This window comes from Paenibacillus sp. FW126-R14 (assembly GCF_058789495.1).
The window spans coordinates 1-19,447 of sequence record NZ_JBYTBS010000013.1; the positions used below are offsets into that span (position 1 = coordinate 1).

General features: G+C 47.3%; 7 protein-coding genes. All 7 read left to right on the forward strand.

What is annotated here, in order from left to right:
• Positions 1-572 precede the first annotated feature (572 nt).
• The 7 genes from AC3WRW_RS11265 (at position 573) to AC3WRW_RS11295 (ending at position 19,341) form a co-directional block, all read left to right on the forward strand.
• Positions 573-1,637: an ABC transporter substrate-binding protein gene (locus AC3WRW_RS11265; RefSeq protein ID WP_492546412.1), complete on the forward strand. Its 1,065-nt coding sequence runs from the start codon at positions 573-575 to the stop codon at positions 1,635-1,637.
• A gap of 153 nt (positions 1,638-1,790) precedes the next feature.
• Positions 1,791-6,125, forward strand: coding sequence for a beta-L-arabinofuranosidase domain-containing protein (locus AC3WRW_RS11270; RefSeq protein ID WP_492546413.1), 4,335 nt, complete (start codon positions 1,791-1,793; stop codon positions 6,123-6,125).
• Positions 6,126-6,370: 245 nt separating this feature from the next.
• Positions 6,371-11,491 carry a cohesin domain-containing protein gene (locus AC3WRW_RS11275; protein WP_492546414.1) on the forward strand — a complete coding sequence of 1,707 codons (5,121 nt, stop codon included), beginning with the start codon at positions 6,371-6,373 and terminating at the stop codon, positions 11,489-11,491.
• A 717-nt stretch (positions 11,492-12,208) separates the two neighbouring features.
• Complete coding sequence (locus AC3WRW_RS11280) at positions 12,209-12,994, forward strand: response regulator transcription factor (protein WP_492546415.1); 786 nt, start codon at positions 12,209-12,211, stop codon at positions 12,992-12,994.
• Between the two features lie 151 nt (positions 12,995-13,145).
• Positions 13,146-13,853, forward strand: a complete 708-nt coding sequence (locus AC3WRW_RS11285; protein WP_492546416.1) for a hypothetical protein — start codon at positions 13,146-13,148, stop codon at positions 13,851-13,853.
• Positions 13,850-17,827 (forward strand): beta-L-arabinofuranosidase domain-containing protein, encoded by a 3,978-nt coding sequence (locus AC3WRW_RS11290; protein ID WP_492546417.1) that lies wholly within the window; start codon positions 13,850-13,852, stop codon positions 17,825-17,827. Before AC3WRW_RS11285 ends, AC3WRW_RS11290 begins: the two co-directional genes overlap by 4 nt.
• 23 nt (positions 17,828-17,850) lie before the next feature.
• Positions 17,851-19,341 carry a cohesin domain-containing protein gene (locus AC3WRW_RS11295; RefSeq protein WP_492546418.1) on the forward strand — a complete coding sequence of 497 codons (1,491 nt, stop codon included), beginning with the start codon at positions 17,851-17,853 and terminating at the stop codon, positions 19,339-19,341.
• Positions 19,342-19,447: the final 106 nt, after the last annotated feature.

The following is a 19,447-nucleotide window of genomic DNA, read 5'->3' on the forward strand; positions in this document are numbered from 1 at the left end:
AATTGTGATCGGCCTGCTGCTTTGTTTATTCATTTTGCTGCAAAAAGCATTAAGTGAACGGAGATGGTTCGCAAGAAGAAGCATGGAAAGATAGACTGAGGACTTTGAAGGGCAATGAATCATTGTCAGGCAAAGTCCTTTTAGCCTAAACAGGCGAGAACTCCCCCCACACGTCGCAACAAGAGTCTTCAGTCCCCAGGCACTATGCTCGGCAGGAGGATTGTGGGAACTACAGGGCGTTATTTTGTGAAAATAGCCCATTGGGCGAGGGAAAGGGAAATAGGGTCCGCTATTTCACCATTCTGAACACATATTTGTCAGGTTGAGGTGAAATAGGACCCTGTAGTTCCCCTCCAGCCCCCAAAATTCGGCTTTTTGCCGAAATAAGGGAATAGAGTTCCCTTCGATCAGGCGGATCTCAAGAGGAGCTTGTCCCAAGCCTACTTGCTAGTTGCAGCTACGAGGAGGGCTTAATCTTTTTTAGCTGCATGTATATTGTACCTTTCGTGAAAGCGTTTTATAATACAAGAAATGGACTAGCATGGTTACTTTTGCCAATAAAGGAGACTCCCATGTTTGGTAGAGCTTTCATCTCATTATTTAAAAGTAAACTGTTGATTCTACTGTTTCTAGGTATGATTTTGATCATATATACGTTTGATTCCGCTCAAAATTCTTCCAATTCCTTTACTTCCGGCGAGGAGAAGTCAGCGGCCAAAAACGTTGTGAATCAAACGTATCAAGAACCGGCACCCGTCCGGCGGATCGTATTAGGATTTTCTCAGCTAGGCTCGGAAAGCGCATGGCGGAACGCCAACACGATGTCGATTCGGGAAGCGGCGGAAGAAGCAGGCATTGAGCTGCATTTTGAAAATGCCGATCAATCGCAAACGAAGCAGTTCGAGGCCATTCGCTCGTTTATTAAGCAAAAAGTGGATGTCATCGCGATTGCCCCTGTCATTGAATCCGGCTGGGAACCGATTTTGAAAGAAGTGAAGCAAGCCGGCATACCGCTGATTATGCTGGACCGTTTAGCGAATGTGAGCGATCCGTCGTTATATGTGACTTACATCGGCTCTGATTTTTACGAAGAAGGCCGAAAAGCAGGCAAATATGTGATTGATAAAATGGGCAGTAAAGAAAACATTGGTATCGTGGAGCTTGTAGGCACAGAGGGTTCAACCCCATCCATTGCCAGGGGAAAAGGTTTCCGGGATGTCATTAAGGACCGTGCGAATTTTAAAATATTAAAAAGCGAGCCCGCCGATTTTACTTTTGAGCAGGGCAAAAAGGTGATGAAATCTTTTTTGACAAAGATGGGCGGGGAAATCCGTGTTCTTTACTCGCATAACGACGATATGGCGTTAGGGGCCATTGAGGCGATCGAGGAGTACGGGCTGCGGCCAGGCAAGGACATTATCATTATTTCCGTGGACGGAACGAACAAAGCGTTTGAGAAGATGGCCCAGGGCAAAATCAACAGTGTTGTGGAATGCAACCCTTTGCTCGGCCCTAACCTGATGCAAGCTGTCAACGAGCTAATTCAAGGACGCAGCTTGCCCAAGAGGATTGTAACGCCGGAAAGCGTCTTTACGGAGACCATGGCGGAGGCGGAAGTTGGGAAAAGGAAGTACTGAGAGGCAGGAAGCCGAAGGTCTGAGAAGACTTTCCGGCTTCTTATTTTTTGCGGATAAAAACGAACTTTTATAACCAAATAATCTATTGAGAGTGGGTCTGCGATTACATAAAATGAAGGTGTGAAATTGATGTAAAGGAGGGGACAACCATTCATGAACAACCAGAATAAAATGGCCGTACTCGCGTTATCCGTTGTCATGCTTTCAGGGGATCTGCTTTCCGGACAGGCTGTTTTTGCTGCAGCAACCGACACGAGGGCCATTTTGGATGCTTCGAAAGTTTTGTCGCTTGAATTTGAAAATAACGTCATGGACAGCTCGGGTAAAGGCAACAACGGAACGATCACGGGGACGAATTATTCCTATGTCGCCGGTGTTAACGGAGGCAAGGCTTTAAAGCTAAACGGAAACACGTTTGTTAATCTTGGTAAAAGCGGTTCGCTGCAGCCGTCGGATTTAACCGTTTCCTTTTGGTTTAAGCCCAATGAAAAGATGACCGGCGAGCAGATGCTGATGTGGAATAAAACCGCCTGGTATAGCAACGGTTGGTACTTAGGATCGGAAAACGACAGTAAACCGCTGGCTCTGTCGATAGGCTCGTCAGATGCCAATAAGCAGCCGTATAAGGTTAGTGTCAGCGGTTCAAGGGCGGACTTTTTCCCATTGGATACGTGGACTCATGTGGCGATTACGTATGACAGCGCTACGAAAAAGGTCAATGTTTACCGAAATGGCATTAAGCAAAGCACGACGATTGATTACGGCATCGGGACGGATGGCGCGGACGGCATCATTAGATCCGATGAAACGACACAGAAATCGCTCGGGTATAATGGGCCTAACTATAATGGCTCTTACGGCAAATTCGCGATCGATGATTACGAGATCTACAAAACGGCCGCAAGATATGAGGACATTATTTCATTATTTGAGGAACAGTCAGGAACGGCTTTCGACTACGAGCAAGTGGCGAGAGCCGATGCGGATGCGATTACGCTGCCTGCGAAAACGTTGGGCAACCTGTCCCTTCCTCTTGTAGGAAAGTCGGAAGCATCCACCATAACGTGGAAATCCGACAATGAGGCCGTCATTGATAAGCTCGGACATGTCCAAAGGCCAAAAGCCGGTGAGAGTGACGCAGGGGTTACCTTAACGGCAGAGGTTATCTTTAGCTCCAAAAAAGTGACGAAACAGTTTAACGTCATTGTGCCTGCCATGAGAGCAACGGATTCATTGCGGAATGCACCTATGGCCAATGTTACTCTAACGGATGACTACTATACGAATGCATTCAATAAAGATGTTAATTATTTATTATCTTTGGAAGCGGACCGGCTGTTGAGTGCGTTTCGCACGACAAGCGGGCTGCAAGCGAAGGCTGCGGTTTATGATGGATGGGAAAATACGGAAATTCGTGGTCATACCTTAGGTCATTATTTGTCAGCCATTTCAATGGCTTATGTCAATGCTACGGGCGAGGATAAAGTTCGCTTAAAAGCGCGGGTCGATTATATCATCGATGAATTGGCTGCCTGTCAGGATGCCAATGGAAACGGTTACGTTTCGGCATTTCCGACTTCTTTCCTGGACCGGGTTGAAAATGGGCAGGCCGTTTGGGTTCCGTGGTATACCATTCACAAAATTTTAGCGGGATTGGTTACGGCAGCCGAGTATGGCGATAATCCGAAAGCGATCCAAGTCGCTGAAAAGTTTGGCGAGTACATCTATGACCGCACATCCAAGTGGACGGAAGCTATGAAAACCAAAGTGCTTAAAGTCGAATACGGCGGTATGAACGACGTTCTCTATGATATTTACGGTCTTACAGGAAATGACCATATGAAGAAAGCAGCAGAAAAGTTCGATGAGTTGAGTTTGTTTGACTCCTTTTATAATAATGTGGATGTTTTGGATGGCAAGCACGCGAATACGACGATCCCCAAAGTCATCGGCGCTCTAAAGCGTTATTCCGTTATGGAAGAGGGAGAAAGCGAAGAATATTACTTGCAAGTCGCTGAAAATTTCTGGGAGATGGTCGTCAAACATCATACCTATCTGACAGGCGGAAATAGCGAGAATGAACATTTCGGTCCTTCGGATGTTTTGGATGCGGAGCGCACGAACGTCAACAACGAAACCTGTAATGTGTATAACATGCTGAAGCTTTCAAGAGAGCTGTTTAAAATTACGAAGGATAAAAAGTATGCCGATTATTATGAGAACGCTTTTACAAATGCGATCATGGCATCCCAGAACCCGGAAACCGGCATGGCGATGTACTTCCAACCGATGGATACCGGCTATTTTAAAGTGTTCAGCAGTGAGTTTTTTCATTTCTGGTGCTGTACGGGAACGGGGATGGAGAATTTCTCTAAACTGAATGACAGTATTTATTTCACGGACAAAAACAGCGTGTACGTGAATATGTACATTTCCTCGAGCATTACATTGCCGGACAAAAACATGACGATCACCCAAGTGTCCAACCTTCCGAATACGGGGGTAGGCGACAAGGCAAACGGACAAGTGAACTTCACCATTCATACGACTGGCGCAGCGAATACGGCCCTGCGGTTTAGAATTCCGGATTGGGCGAAGACGAATCCGGTGGTTAAGCTGAATGGGACGACGCTTGCTAACTACTCCGTTGATAACGGTTACATGATCTTGCAGCAGGAGTGGACAGATGGAACGAACATTTCTTTGGACTTCCCGATGGAAGTCGTTCTGTACGATCTGCCTGACGCGAAAGATACGGTTGCTTTCAAATACGGTCCGATTGTGTTAAGCGCCGGTCTTGGGACTAACAATATGACGACCAGCACCCACGGCGTTAATGTGTTGAAGCCAAACAAAGATACGTCGGCCAAAGATTTTATCACGATTACAAGCGGCGATATCCAAACATGGAAACAAAACGTTACGCAAAATCTGGTTAAGACACCAGGCAAGCTTGAATTTACGTTAAAAGGAACAGATGCTGACGAAGGCGTTCTGACGTTCACGCCGCACTTCCAAAGATATAAGGACCGGTACGGCATATACTTCGATTTGATCACGGCCGACTCCGAAAGCTATCAGAAATCGCTGCTCTCGGCGAAAGAAGCAGGCAGAGCTGAGGCCTCCAGCGTAAGCTTCGTCATCGTGGCTAACGATCAATACGAGCTGGCGGCAAACCGTCAGACCGTCAATTCCACGGTCGGTATTTATAACGGCAAATCATACCGGGATGCAACGGCAGGAGGATGGTTCAGCTATGACATGGAAGTTAAACCCGGTGTCGCCAACTATCTTTTTAGCACGTACTATAGCGGCGATGTGGGCAGAAAATTCGATATTTACGTAGATAATACGAAGCTCGTATCTGAGGCCATTGAAAATAAAAACCCGGGCAATTTCTATAACCAAACCCGGCAAGTTACGCAATCGCTCGTGGAAAACAGCCGCACGAAAATCGTGCAAGAAGCAGATGGGAACGGGAATCCCGTGTCCAGAACCGTGCATTATGTGACCGTCAAATTTGCAAGCACAGGAGGTTTGGTAGGCGGATTATTTGATATTTTCCGTGTTATCACAGATTATAAAACCAATCCGAACTTAAAGAGCTTGGCTTTTGATAAAGGCGTTTTATCCCAGTCTTTCGATCCTCAAGTAACCAACTATACGCTCACGGTACCTTCAACTGCGACGACGGTTGCAATGACGGCTTCGCCAAATGACGAATACGGTTTAATCTATGCCGGCAATATTCTCATCAATGACAAATCGGAGCGCTCGATTGCCTTGACGGGAGAGACAACAGAGCTAGTGCTGACGTCCAAAGCGGAAGATCACGCCACTTCCAAAACGTATACCGTTCATATTGTAAAAAAAGATGTGGCTCCAGTAACCCAATTGCAGTTAACAGGGCCGGCAAGTCTTGTTCCCAATCAGGTCTTTGATATGACAGTTGGCATAAATACGGTCTCACAAAGCGTGTATGCGCACGACTTTACGTTTAACTATAATCCTGCCCAGGTTGGATTTGTTTCAGCGGAGTCTCTTAGATCAGGTCTGGTTGTCGTAGATAAATCTGCTGGATCGGGACAACTGCGCATCCTTACCGTTGATTTGCACACGGCTCAAGGCAACGGCAATCCGGCAGATCTCTTGAAGCTGCAGTTTAAGGCGAAAGAGACGGCTCAATCGCAAACAGGGAGCATATCGTTATCCAACGTTATTTTTGCAGATGGCACCGGAGCCGAATCCGTCATCCCAAATCCAACGCCATACGCTTACGAAATCAAATCTCAAGTCCCTCCTCCGGTTATCGGGGATGTGAATGGAGACAATGTTGTTAGCGTCGGTGACCTGGCCATTGCAGCTTCGTATTATGGTTTAACTTCTTTAGATCCGAATTGGATTCGAGTTAAAGCGGCAGACATCAATAATGACGGTAAGATCGATATTCTGGATCTTGCGGCCATTGCGAAATTGATTTTGCAGTAATCCGGGATGAAGGAGTGTCGCCTAATGACACTCCTTTTTCACTCCAAATAGGTTAAAATATTGTTCAAATTGGTTGATTTGTTTCCTTATCTATTCTTCTTTTTTGAGCTATCATAAATCAAGAGTATGAAAACGGCTCTATGCCGTTAGAAAGGAGACGCATGCAGGTTTTATGAAAGCGCTTAATCACAACTTAGAGGATTTGGAGCATAGTTATTTCTAATCATTTTTGGAGGTGTATAGGCATGATAAGAAGTAAAACCTTGCGAAAAAGTATTGCATATATGCTGGCATGTGTCCTAGTGATTTCCCTTTATCCGGCAATGCCGGCATCTGCTGCCGATCCGCTTCCCAAAGTGGTCACCATCGACGCCGCAGCCGCCGACACGAATCCAGCCAATACGTTTAAAGGCTATGGCGTCGTATCCGGCAACAACACCTCCCGTTTATTGCTGGATTATAAGGAGGAGAACCCGACGCAGTATTGGGAGATCATGAATCAGCTCTTTAACCAGGATACCGGCGCTGGCATAAACGACATCAAGATCGAGATGGGTAACGATTCCAATACTTCATCGGGTACGGAGCCTGCGACGAAGCGCTCGGAAGATGAGACAGCTAACGTTCGTCGTGGCGCAGGCTTCGTATTTGCAGCGGATGCCAAGACGATTAATCCTCAGATCAAGGTAAGCATACTCCGCTGGACACAGCCGAATTGGGTTCAACCTTGGAGCGATGGCAATACCGATCCTTCTGTTCCTGCAACCCTGGCATCCTATGAGCGGATGTACAAGTGGTATAAGGACACCGCAATCGCGATAAAAGAAGCATATGGTTATTCACTCGACTACATCAACCCGGACCGCAACGAAACCAGTACACCCAATGTAAATTTCATCAAATGGTTTGCTAATCGGATGCGCAGCGACAGCAGTTTCCCCAACTACGATAAAATCAAAATTATCGCCTCTGACGAGAACACCACGTTGAATATTCCAACTAGAATGCTGGCGGACGCCGAGCTCATGAAAGCCGTAGATGTTATGGCCTACCACTACAATTTGGCAACAAGCGCAGACTATCTGAAGGTAAACGAGCAAAATCAGAAGGAGGTTTGGTACAGCGAAGGCGTAGCTCCACAGACCTTGGCCAAATACCGGGCGAATTCAGACAGCGTATTTGGCGGCGTAGCCAGCGCATTGGACATTGCCGGACGCTTCATTGCGATGTATACCCAAGGTAAGCGCACGCACTATATGTATCAGCCTGCCGTAAGCTCTTTCTATAGCGGCGCTCCATACAGCTCCAAAGAAATTATTGCGGCCAGAGACCCATGGTCAGGCTACTATACACCTGATGTGGGCATTCAAACTACGATGCATTTTACCCAGTTTGCCGCCAAAGACTGGATGTACATCCCTAATGCCAGTGCCGGTGTAATTGGAAGCCGGGGCAATAGTGAGATGGATGGCAACGTGACGGATGCCGAATATAACCGTCTTGCTTTTGTAAGTCCGGACAAGAAGGACTTTTCTGTCGTCATGGTCAATGACAGCGATCGTGTGGCTTATTACCAGTTTGATGTGAAGAAGACGATTGGCAATGCGGGCAATCCCGTACAAGTATGGGAGACTCGCGGACCTGACGCTGCACAAGCGTACGATGCCAACTGGTATAAAAAGCTTAGCAACGTTTCGGCCACAGACAACGGGGATGCATTTACATATAAGCTTACCGTTAAACCGCATTCCATGGTCAGCTTGACCAGTACGGTCAATAACCCTAACACAGGCAATGCCCGTACTGAGTATGCGCGTAAGAATAACATTCCGGCGCAATCCGTTTTGGACGTTGCGGGCAGCAGCCCTGCTATTCTTTACGAAGATGATTTTGAGTACAGCGGTTACTCTGCAGTCAACGGTTTAAGCTACTTGGAACGCCGTGGCGGTACTCCACGATACACCGCCGATCAAGGAGGGGCGTTCGAGGTATATAAGGGCATTGGCAAAGATGGTTCCAACGGTATGAAGCAAATGATTTACACAGCCAACAAGCCCGGTACTTGGGCTACTACGCCTTTTTCCTATACTGTGCTTGGCGACGAGAGATGGGCCAATTATTCAGCATCCATCGATTTCAAAATGGATTTGGACCCTGCCCATACAGGGGAGAACTATGTCGCTGTCGGTGTTCGTCATAAACTTAACGGTACGACAGCCGATTCGGAATCCGGCTATAAATTCCGGATCTATGCCGACGGCACGTGGCGCCTAATTCGCCTGACAGCAGCAGTGGCTAGCGGAACGATTGCGAACTTCGATCCCGCCAAGTGGCACACGATGTCGATTAAAGCCGCTGAAAAATTCATCACGGCTTCGCTCGACGGAGAAATCGTCACCAGTTATACCGACAATGCCAGCGGATCGCCTTTGACCGGTCAGGTCATGATTCAAAGCAGTTTGCGCCAGTCGGTCTTTGACAATTTGAAAGTTGAGGCCGTTAACGGCTATGTGCCTTATGTGACTGAACGAGTGGATGATCTTGATTCCCGTATCGTGTATCACGAAGGCAGTCTCCCGTGGCTCCATAACTTAGGAGGCGGTGCCGGCCGTCTGAATCGCACGATTACAAACAGCGGCACGAGCATTATGTTTGGCAGCACAACCCAGATTGAGGGTACGCTTAACAGATGGTACATGGTGAAAAATGAAGGAAACACAGCGGCTTGGAGCTCTAATACCGCAAATGCCTGGGCAGGCGAAAATGGCAGCTATGCCTCCTTAACCTTTACCGGCACAGGGGTTTCGGTCTACGGTCTCGGGCAAGGGACTAGCTCTGTTGTCAGAATGGATGTTTATTTGGACGATTTCGGAACAGGCTACAATCACGACACGACGAAAAGAGTTGTTACAAACAAAGCATTCAGCAACGGCTCCAGCTCCCAGCTTATTTATCAAGTAAGCGGACTTGCTCCGGGCGTGCACAGGGTTAAAATCGTGAAAACCGCAGCAGCCTCCGGCAGCGGCAATTACATTTCGATTGAGAAAGCCGTTATTGCAGCCGACGCGACCACTCCGACTTATTTGGAGCTGCCGTTCACTGGCACAGGCTTTAACTTGGTGGGCGATACAGGCAGCGGGACGGCTGACATTTATGTGGACAACCAGCTGGTTGATCCGAATGTTGTCATCCCTGCCTCTACGATTAACCGCACTGACGTCTACACGTACCGCGGGCTGAAGGATGGTCCCCACACGCTGAAGGTTGTAGTGAAAGACGGCAATCTGTATATTGACTCTATTGATATTTTGGGATCCGTTTATGGCACAGTTTCCAAAACAGCGCTTAGCGCTTTGACAACCCAGTCAAGCAGTTATAACGAGGGAGATTATATGGCGGCAGAATGGACGCCGTTTGTGAATGCGTTGGCTGCGGCTCAAACCGTGCTGGCTGATACGCAAGCGACCCAGTATGCGGTCGATAGCGCTTTAAATGCGCTTCAAAGCGCAGCGAATGCATTGAAGTTGAAGAAGCAGCCGGTAGCTGTAACAGGCTCATATCCTGCGATCGTTGCCACCAAAGTGGGAGAGGCAGTCACAGGTCTTCCACAAAGCATTAAAGTTACGCTTGCGGACGGCACGACGGATGTGGATGCCAGCATCAACTGGCTAAACAATGCAGCAAGCCGATATACAGCTCCATACTCTACGGTACAGCTGACCGGTGAGATCGTTGGCGGCAAGAACCTTGTGATTAATGTTCAGGTAGAAATTGTACCTAGCAACCTGGTTTACTTGATTGATGCCGGTGTCCCGGGCGATACAACGCCGCCTTATGCCGCAATCAAAGCTTTGCTGGGTAACGGCTTGCTCAATGATAAAGCCGACCAACCATCCACAAGCGATGCGGTATGGGGGCATACACCTGTGGATGCCAATTACAAGTACAAAGCACTTGGCGGTTCTGTGGTTGCCACCGACAAAAGTCAGACCGGTGTCTACGGTTCGGATACAATGAACCAGCCTCTGGGTTATGTTTTTCCTCTGAAAGCCGGTGATTACACGGTTACTTCTTTCCACAGGGACTGGTGGAGCAATGGCAACCGGACGATGGATATTAGCTTGAACTATAAAGATCAAGATGGCAATCCGCTGAAAGTTCCGGTACGGTCGGGGCTGATTGCCGGTTCCGACGGCGTCATGGTGACTTACGATTTCACGCTTCCTGCCGATGGTACGGTGAAATATATTGTGAATAACACCTATACCGGGAATCAGGCTGCTCTGATCTCCTACGTAGGTATAGCGAAACGAGTAGTCCCTGTGCCGATAGATAAATCTGCCCTGCAGATGAAAATCACCGAGGCACAAAGCTTAACGATGTCAGAATATACAGCGGAAACTTGGTCGGCTCTTCAAAATGCATTAAGCGCAGCCATCACAGTGAACAATTCGGCAAGTGCTGTTCAGACTGAAGTGGATGCGGCGACGGCAGCTCTGCAGGCGGCAATCAGCGGTTTGCAGGCCGTGCCTAAAGTTCCGAAAGCTTCCTTCTCCGTACCAGACAGCGTCTATACGGGGCAAGAGTTCGACGTGACTTACGGTCTGACCGGCTTGAGTGAGCCGATTTATGCACAAGACTTAAGGATCGCGTATGATCCGGAAAAAGTGGAATACCTCTCCTCCCATACGTTGAATCCGGGCATTCAAATAGTAAACGAGCCAGGCCTTCAAGCAAATGGCGTGCGTTTGATCGTGGCGAGCTTAGGCAGTGAGAATGCGGTGACAACTGGCGGCGATCTGATTAAGCTGCATTTCAAAACGAAGTCGCTCACGGCCTCGACGGTAGCAACGATTTCTTTAAGCGATGCCGTTATATCCAATGCTGCGGGCAAGGAAACACCGCTAGCGGGAATTTCCCGCAGCGTACAGATTAGCTTTGTTGACAAAGCAGCATTGAACTTGTTAATTAACAATGCTCAAAGCAAGCATGATTCGTCAACGGAAGGAACCTATGCCGGTCAATATCCTCTAGGTTCAAAAGCTGCGCTGCAAACGGCTATTAACAGCGCTCAAGCAGTTGCGGGCAACCTGAAGGCGACTCAGGCAGAAGTCGATCAAGCGGCAGCTAATTTGAACGCAGCATTACAAACATTTGCGGGATCCGTCCTTACAGGCATTCCTGGAGATGTGGACGGCAACGGTAAAGTTAGCATCGGCGACTTGGCGATTGCAGCTAAGTACTACGGTAAAACGTCGGCTGACGAGGATTGGGATCTTGTTAAATTCGCCGATGTGAATCATGACAACGTCATCGATATCAGCGACCTTGCGGCTATTGCAAGATTAATACTCGGCATTGAATAACGGTCAAATGAAAAGATTTGGGAGGATGGCAGAAATGCCTCCTTTCCAAATCTTTTTTTGGTTACCCTTCCAGCCCACCAGATCCATAGTTGCAGGTACGAGTAAGTATAGTTTACTTTTTTGTGCGAAGGGGGAGGAGGCAACGATCGGGGGGCAGAATGGGGAACTACATGGCGATTGGGCGACTAGTTTGAAATCAAGACCCTGTAGTTCTCCTCGAACTCCAAGATCCCGCTTTTCGCCCGAAATAAGGGAATGGAGTTCCCTGATTCAGCTGACGGACAGCGAAGCCCTTATTCGATGGAAGAATCCCTCTTCGTACATGTAACGGACAGCGGCGCTGTTACTTGCTCAACGGGGGACTGATCTCGCCTCGAAATCGGCAAATACAGTCTCTCGTGTCCGCTAAAAGAGAGACATGACGCTTTTCGCGAAGATAACGACCGCTGTGTCCGAAGCGTGATGAAACCCAGGATTCCATCACCGCTTTAGATAAAAACCCAGCCGCAGGCTAGGTTTATTGTGCATGCTACAGCACATTTCGAATGACAAATAAGCAAAATTTATCCAATTAATTGAGATAACTAAATAAGTGCAACATTTGATTAAATAATCACATTTTAATTCGGATATCGGCACTTTAATATAAAGGTGAAAGAAACTACCCTATTGAGATGACGGCTCTATTTTATTAAATATTGATTGGGGAGGATCTGTATGTACAACTTATTAATTGTTGATGACGAACCAAGACATAGGGATGGACTCGCAAAACTTATAGGTAAGTTAAGGCCGGAATATCATGTTTTTAAGGCAAAAAACGGGCATGATGCACTTGCCATAATGGCAGACAACTCCGTTGATATTGTTTTTAGCGACATTCACATGCCGCAAATGAACGGACTGCAGCTTATGGAGCATTTTGATAATACGGACAACCCGCCTAAACTTGTGATTCTCAGTGGTTACAAGCAATTCGAGTACGCGCAAGCAGCGCTAAGATTGGGCGTTTGCGAGTATTTGTTGAAGCCGATTGATGTGAATACGATAAATCACACGCTGGACAAAATTGAACAATCCATTTTCAGAAGTAAAAATGCAAATCAAAATGATACTCATCCTACGGAAGCAAATCAGGATAATCACGACGGGGAAAAAGTGAGAGCCATACAGAAATGTCTTCAATATATCGAGCAAAATTATGCAGAGGATCTATTCCTGGAGTCGGTTGCCAGACATTTCAGCTTCAACACGAGCTATTTCAGCCATTATTTTAAAGTAAACACCGGAACGTCCTTTACGCAGTATTTGCTTCAAACCCGTCTCGGAAATGGGAAAGCGCTGCTGGAAGAAACGACGTTGAAAATTTATGAAATTTCCAAGTTAATTGGCTTTAAGGAAACGAGGTATTTTAACAGGGTATTTAAGAAGGAATTCGGTGTAACCCCTTTGAATTACAGACGGGTTTTTATGATTGATTCGAATATGAGCATGAAACAATGAAATAAAAAGCTAGAAAGGTACCAAATCTAAGAAATTTCCACAAACCCAAAATCTTTTGAATATAAAGATGTAAGCGCATTCGTTATACTACGAGTATTACGTGATTAGGCGGGGTTAGTGGTACAGGATGCCCCCAAGCATGTAATGACTAATGAACCGGAGAGGAGGTCTTGCTCTCAAGAAAGGGGTAATCATTTTGACTTCTTACAAGAAAGTAAATCAACATGTTGCGCTGTGGAAAGGATTATCGATCGCATCATTTTCGCTGCTGCTTGTAACGGTATTGATTGTTTTTCTAAACAAAGAGCATGACACTACAGTTGCTACCGTGAACGGTGTGAAAATTGGCAAAGATCAGCTTTATCATGCGCTTGTTGATTACGAAGGACCCAAAATATTGGAAAAGCTTATTTTAGAGGATTTAATTATGAAAGAGTCCAAAGCAGCGGGGGTGAGCGTGACCGAAAGTGAATTTAATGAAGCATTTGATAAAGTTAGAAAAGCCTACAGCACAGAAGAAGATTTTCAAAATAACTTGCTAAAAGACGGGTACACGGAGCAATCGATGCGCACGGAACTTAGAACTCAGCTGTATATTCGCAAGCTGCTTGAGCCCCGAATCCAGGTCGATGACAATGATGTTAAAGCGCATTATGCCGAACACATGGCCCATGACCCGGCTTCCAATACGAAGAATGAGTCACAAGTCATAGCGGAAATTCGCGATGAATTGGTAAATAAAGAAATTCTGGATCTCATGGAGCCTTGGTTTGAGGAACTTCGTTCCCGTGCCAATATTTCCATCTCATTGCCTGGGATCAAAATGATTTCCCCTAAGGAGGTAGCTAAACAGCAATGATCACTTACTCATTAAAGAGAGTTGTATCCATTGTTAATATTTTCATTATTTTTGCAGTAAATATGCTGCTCGGTTTTACGGATATCACGCCTCATGCACACGCTGTAGGAACAACGGATGGCTTGATTGCGTGGTATAAATTTGACGATGTGAACGGGACTGTGATCAAAGACGCATCGGGAAATGGAAATAATGCGACTGCAGCAGGTGAAACGTATAGCTTTTCGGATTGGGAGCAGGGCAAAGCGATCTCGTTGAGTGGCGGAACAAGCACGGCGGGTGCCAATGTCAAGCTGCCGAACGGCATTTTCAATGGCGTGAAAAATTTTACCATCTCAACATGGGTGAATTTGCGCGCAACAACGAATTATACCCGTATATTCGATTTCGGATCCGGGAATACGACCAGCTATATGTATTTAACGCCAACCGGAAATAATGACGGAGCGAAGGGTCTTGCCTTCGGTATTACAACTAGCGGATGGTCCAATGAACAGAAGGCGCAGAAGGGAACGGCTCTAACGACGAATGCTTGGAAGCATGTGACGGTTGTGTTAAATGGAAGTACCGTGACAATTTATGAGAATGGACTCAAAGTCGGGGAAAATACGGCATTGACTTTGAATCCAACCAGCCTCGGAGCGACGACAGCCAACTATATCGGGAAAGGGCAGTTTGCCGATCCAACGATTAATGCCCTATTTTCTGATTTCCGTATTTATAACAGAGCCCTCGATGCTTCCGAAGTTGCAGGGTTAATCAATAAGCCTGACAGCGAATTAGTGGCTGCTGACATTGCCGCCTTGCTTGCGGGAGTAAATCTTAGAACGGTGGACGCCGATTTATCGTTAATCAAGAAAGGCCCATACGGTTCAGATATCTCATGGCAATCGAGCGCCCCGAATGTGATTAGCACAGATGGCAAAGTGACGCGTCCGGCTCCAGGCCAATCCGACGCAGCGGTTACTTTAACAGCAACCGTTACAAAGGGAAGCGCGCGCGATACCAAAGTTTTTGAGGCTGTTGTTCTGGCACAATTATCGGATTGGCAGAAGCTGCAGTTAGATAAGGATGCCATTAGTTTGGGGAGCACTAGCGCAGTAATCAAAAACTTGGATTTACCGACGGAAGGACGCAATGGATCCAATATTACTTGGCAATCCGACAACACCAATGTGATTCGAAATGACGGCACGGTCATTCGGCCGGCAGCCCGCTCAGGCAATGCAACAGTTAACCTCACAGCTACGATCACGTACGGAAACGAAAAGGATACGAAAACTTTCGTTGTGACGGTGTTGGAAGAACCGTTTGTGTTGACGCTCAGTGCTATTCAAGCTTTGAGTGTGGATACGGTCGTAGGCACAGCGCCTGTTTTGCCCAACACGGTTATTGCGGCATATAACGACGAGGAAACGACTCGCCAGTTAAGCGTCGGTTGGGATAATGTGAACGCTGCGGATTATGCGGCAGAGGGGACTTTCACCGTTCAAGGGACGGTTGAAGGAACGAGCATCAAGGCTCTTGCGACGGTCAAAGTGAGATCTTTAAGCTTTAGCTCAGCGTTCAATATGAGCAGCTTGCAAGGCGGTCAAATGCTTACTGCCAACATTACCGGTACGAACAAGGGAAGTGCGGCTGTATCCTCCTTGGCCACGCTCGCTCTATATGACGGCGCCGGCAAAATGGTTGATAAAGCACAGGCGAGCAAAAGCGTAACGGTTGGAAATCCCGTGAGCTTATCGGCTAGCCTAACGTTACCGTCTGATGTGGCAGGCTACACAGCCAAAGTATTCGTTTGGGACGGAACGGATCTGCAAACGTCTCGCTTGCAGCCACTTAGCGGAGTAGCCCAATTGACAAGCGTGCCAGGGATTCCAGCGGGAATAACCGCTGCGCCGGCTGCCGATATTCCTCAGATTGAGATTGCATGGCAATCATCGCCTGAGGCGGCCAGCTATGATTTGGAGATGGATGGAACCACGATCAGCAACGTAACTAGCCCGTTCGTACATCAGGGCTTGCTGTATGGCTCCACGCATTCTTACTCCGTGAGAGCAAAAAACAGCTCTGGCGTTAGTGCTTGGAGCAAAGCCATAAGCGCACAAGTAAATGCAGCCCCAGGTACGGCAACCCGTCTGATAGAGCCGTTTAGTTTAGGCGATGTCACCTTGCAGGACAGTATCTTTACAAAGCTTAGAGATAGCGAATATTTATATCTCGATGGTTACAGCTTGGATAAATTGTTGTTTGCTTTCCGTGCGGCTGCCGGACTTGATACCAAAGGGGCAACCGCAATGGGAGGCTGGGATTCTGCAGCAGGCAAACTAAGAGGCCATTCTACAGGTCACTTCTTGTCTGCATTCGCTCAGGCTTATGCCAGCAGCGGCGAGGCCAAATGGAAAACGAAGATTGACTACATGATCGACGAGTTGGCAAAAGTACAGGATGCACTGGCCACTCAACCGAATGGCATGGAGAAATCAAATCTCGGCAAAAGCAATCCATCCTTAGTTGGCAATAACAGTCCCGGTTATTTGAGTGCGTATGGGGAATGGCAATTCATTTTGTTAGAAAATGGTGCTGTGTACAACGGAACCGAAACCGATTTTAATACGATTTGGGCTCCTTACTATACGCTGCACAAAATTATGGCGGGCTTATTGGACTGCTACAAAGCGACTGGAAACGCCAAGGCGTTGAACATTCTTGTTAAAATGTCGGATTGGGTGGATGGCCGTTTGACCAAGCTGCCGCAATCCACGCTTAACAGCATGTGGGGCCGATACATTGCCGGCGAGTTTGGCGGTATGAACGAAACGCTGGCTGAAATCAGCGCAATAACCGGCAATACGAAGTATTTGGGGACAGCAAAACTATTTGACAATTCCAAGCTGTTTACGCCAACTGCAAACAATCAAGATACGTTAAACGGCCTTCATGCCAACCAGCATATTCCGCAAATTATTGGCGCTTTGAAGGTGTATGATCGAACTAACGATCCTTCATATTATCAAGTAGCCAGCAATTTCTGGGGCATGGTTACGAAGCATCGCCAGTTCAGCAACGGAGGCAGCGGTGTCGGCGAGTTGTTCAAGGAATCCGACAAAATCGCTTCGTATATTCTGGAAGGCGGCAATAGCAAAAACAGTCAGGCCGAGGATTGCGCTACGTATAACATGCTCAAGTTGACAAGAGAGCTGTTCTTCCATAATCCGGATGCGAAATATATGGACTATTATGAAAGAGGTCTCTATAACGGCATTCTTGCTTCCAAGGATCAAAGCGCATCGAACAGCGGCGTTGTGTATTTCATGCCTCTGGGGCCGGGCAGCACGAAGGGCTATGGCCGCACGAGCTTTACCTGCTGTGCAGGAACCGGGTTGGAAAGCCAAACGAAATATCAGGATTCCATCTATTTCCGCTCGAATGATAAGAAATCGTTATATGTTAACTTGTATATGCCTTCAACGTTGAATTGGACGGAAAAAGGGATATCCATCGTACAAACAACCAACTTCCCAAGTGAAGAAGGCAGCACACTTACTGTGAAGGGCAGCGGACAGTTGGATATCAAGCTTCGTGTGCCATATTGGGCTGTCAACGGCTTCACTGTCAAGGTCAATGGGGTTGCGCAAAATGTGACAGCCACACCAAGCACGTATGTCACCCTGAGCAAAGTATGGGCTAACAACGATAAGATCGAAATCGCTATGCCTTACAGTTTGCGAATTGAAAAAACACCGGACGATCCATCGATGGGCAGCATTTTCTATGGACCTCTCTTAATGGTTGGCAAAAGCACCAGCACCAAGTTTATTGACTTGAATCTGAAGGAAAGCAATCTTTCCCAATCGATTACGCCGGTAGCAGGCACACCTCTGAACTTTACTACGAATGGGATTACGCTGGTTCCGATGTACACCGCCTATAATTTCGCTTATCACGCTTATTTCAAATTAACTCTGCAATGAGTTTTCCAGAAGGAGGGGAAAGTGTGTCAAAACGAATCATTTCTGTTATCACGACCTTAGCTGTGCTCATCTGCATGCTGGCAATCGTTCCATTGGCGGCAGCCGAAACATCAGCACAGATTAATCATGTTGAGACGAAGGTAGACGCAGCAGCGCAAGTGGTCACATTCCAAGGGGATATCAGTCTGGGCAAGGGAAAAGATGTTACGATTATGGTAGCGAATCCGCTTGGTCAACTGGACTATTTGAACCAAACCGTCAGCGGATCTGATGGGAAGTTCGCCTTTACGTATAAACCAACCAGCGCTATGGAAGGTACGTACACGGTCAAAATAGGCGGCGAAGGAGTGAATCTTCCATACTCCGGAAGTTTCCAACTCTTAAATACGGCGCCAGTGTCAGCGACATTGACAGGGCCGGCCTCGGTTACAGGCGGTCAAGGATTAGATTTGAAACTTGGCGTTAGCAATTCTCCGTCGAAGTTCTCCATTCTAAATGTCGTCCTGAATTATGACCCGAATCATTTGCAATTTGAAACGGTGACCGATCATGGACATATCTCCTTGGCGGAAGCAGCGATTAGCTCGCTGAAAGCGAACTTTAACGTGCTTGTGACAGGTGTAAAGCCTGACAAGGGGCAAATTCTAATCATCATGTCCAGCATCGGAGCGGGCAATGAGGTGTCTGGCGGTGAGCTTGTGGCTGTGCATGCGAAGGCAAAATCCGTATCCTCTTCGGTGAGCAGCAGTGTGTACTTGTCCGATGCAGCCGTTTCATCTGAGGGATCTCAGATCGATTTGGCCGGAGCTTCATTGGCGCTTCAAATCCAACCTTTGAACAAAGAGGCATTGAACGCTTTGATTCAAACAGCTCAGAGCAAGCATGATGGGGCTGTAGAGGGCACTCAGGCCGGTCAATATCCGTCCGGTTCCAAAAATGTGCTGCAGCTCGCTATTAACAACGCCAAAGCTGTAGCAGATAACGCTTCGGCAACAGAAGCGGAAGTGCAAGCGGCTGTGAGCAGCTTGGATGCTGCATTGCGCACATTCATCCTTTCGGAGAATCCTTCCAATCCGGATCCGGGCCAAGTGGACAAAGCAGCGCTGAACACGGCGATTGTCAGTGCCGAGAGCAAGCTGAATGCCACGGTCACAGGAACTAAAGTCGGACAGTATGCAAGTGAATCCAAAACCGCCTTGCAGGCAGCGATTGCGAGCGCCAAAGCGGTATACGACAATTCCTCCGCTACGCAAGCCCAAGTGGATGCAGCGAAAGAGGAAATGGATGCGTCACTGCAAGCGTTCGTGAACAGCATTATTACTTTGGTTCCAGGTGAAACGAAAATTACGATTAAAGACTTGTCCGTCATCGCTAAGTACTACGGTACGACTTCTGCCGATGCGAACTGGAGTCAAATTGAGAAAGCGGACATCTTCGGCACCGGCAAGATCGATATTCAAGTACTTGCAGCAGTGGCAAGAATGATCATTGACGAGTGGCTTTCAGAAGATTAAGTTTCTCGCATTAACAGGTTTGTTCTAAAATTGTAAAATTAAGGCTGGCGGCAGAGCGGTTGTCGTCAGCTTTCATTTTTTGTTGGTAATTTACAAAATATCCCAT

Coding starts and splice junctions, on each gene's coding strand:
- AC3WRW_RS11290 (WP_492546417.1), top strand. CDS start 13,850: ATGATCACTTACTCATTAAAGAGAGTTGTATCCATTGTTAATATTTTC.
- AC3WRW_RS11270 (WP_492546413.1), top strand. CDS start 1,791: ATGAACAACCAGAATAAAATGGCCGTACTCGCGTTATCCGTTGTCATG.
- AC3WRW_RS11265 (WP_492546412.1), top strand. CDS start 573: ATGTTTGGTAGAGCTTTCATCTCATTATTTAAAAGTAAACTGTTGATT.
- AC3WRW_RS11275 (WP_492546414.1), top strand. CDS start 6,371: ATGATAAGAAGTAAAACCTTGCGAAAAAGTATTGCATATATGCTGGCA.
- AC3WRW_RS11280 (WP_492546415.1), top strand. CDS start 12,209: ATGTACAACTTATTAATTGTTGATGACGAACCAAGACATAGGGATGGA.
- AC3WRW_RS11285 (WP_492546416.1), top strand. CDS start 13,146: ATGAACCGGAGAGGAGGTCTTGCTCTCAAGAAAGGGGTAATCATTTTG.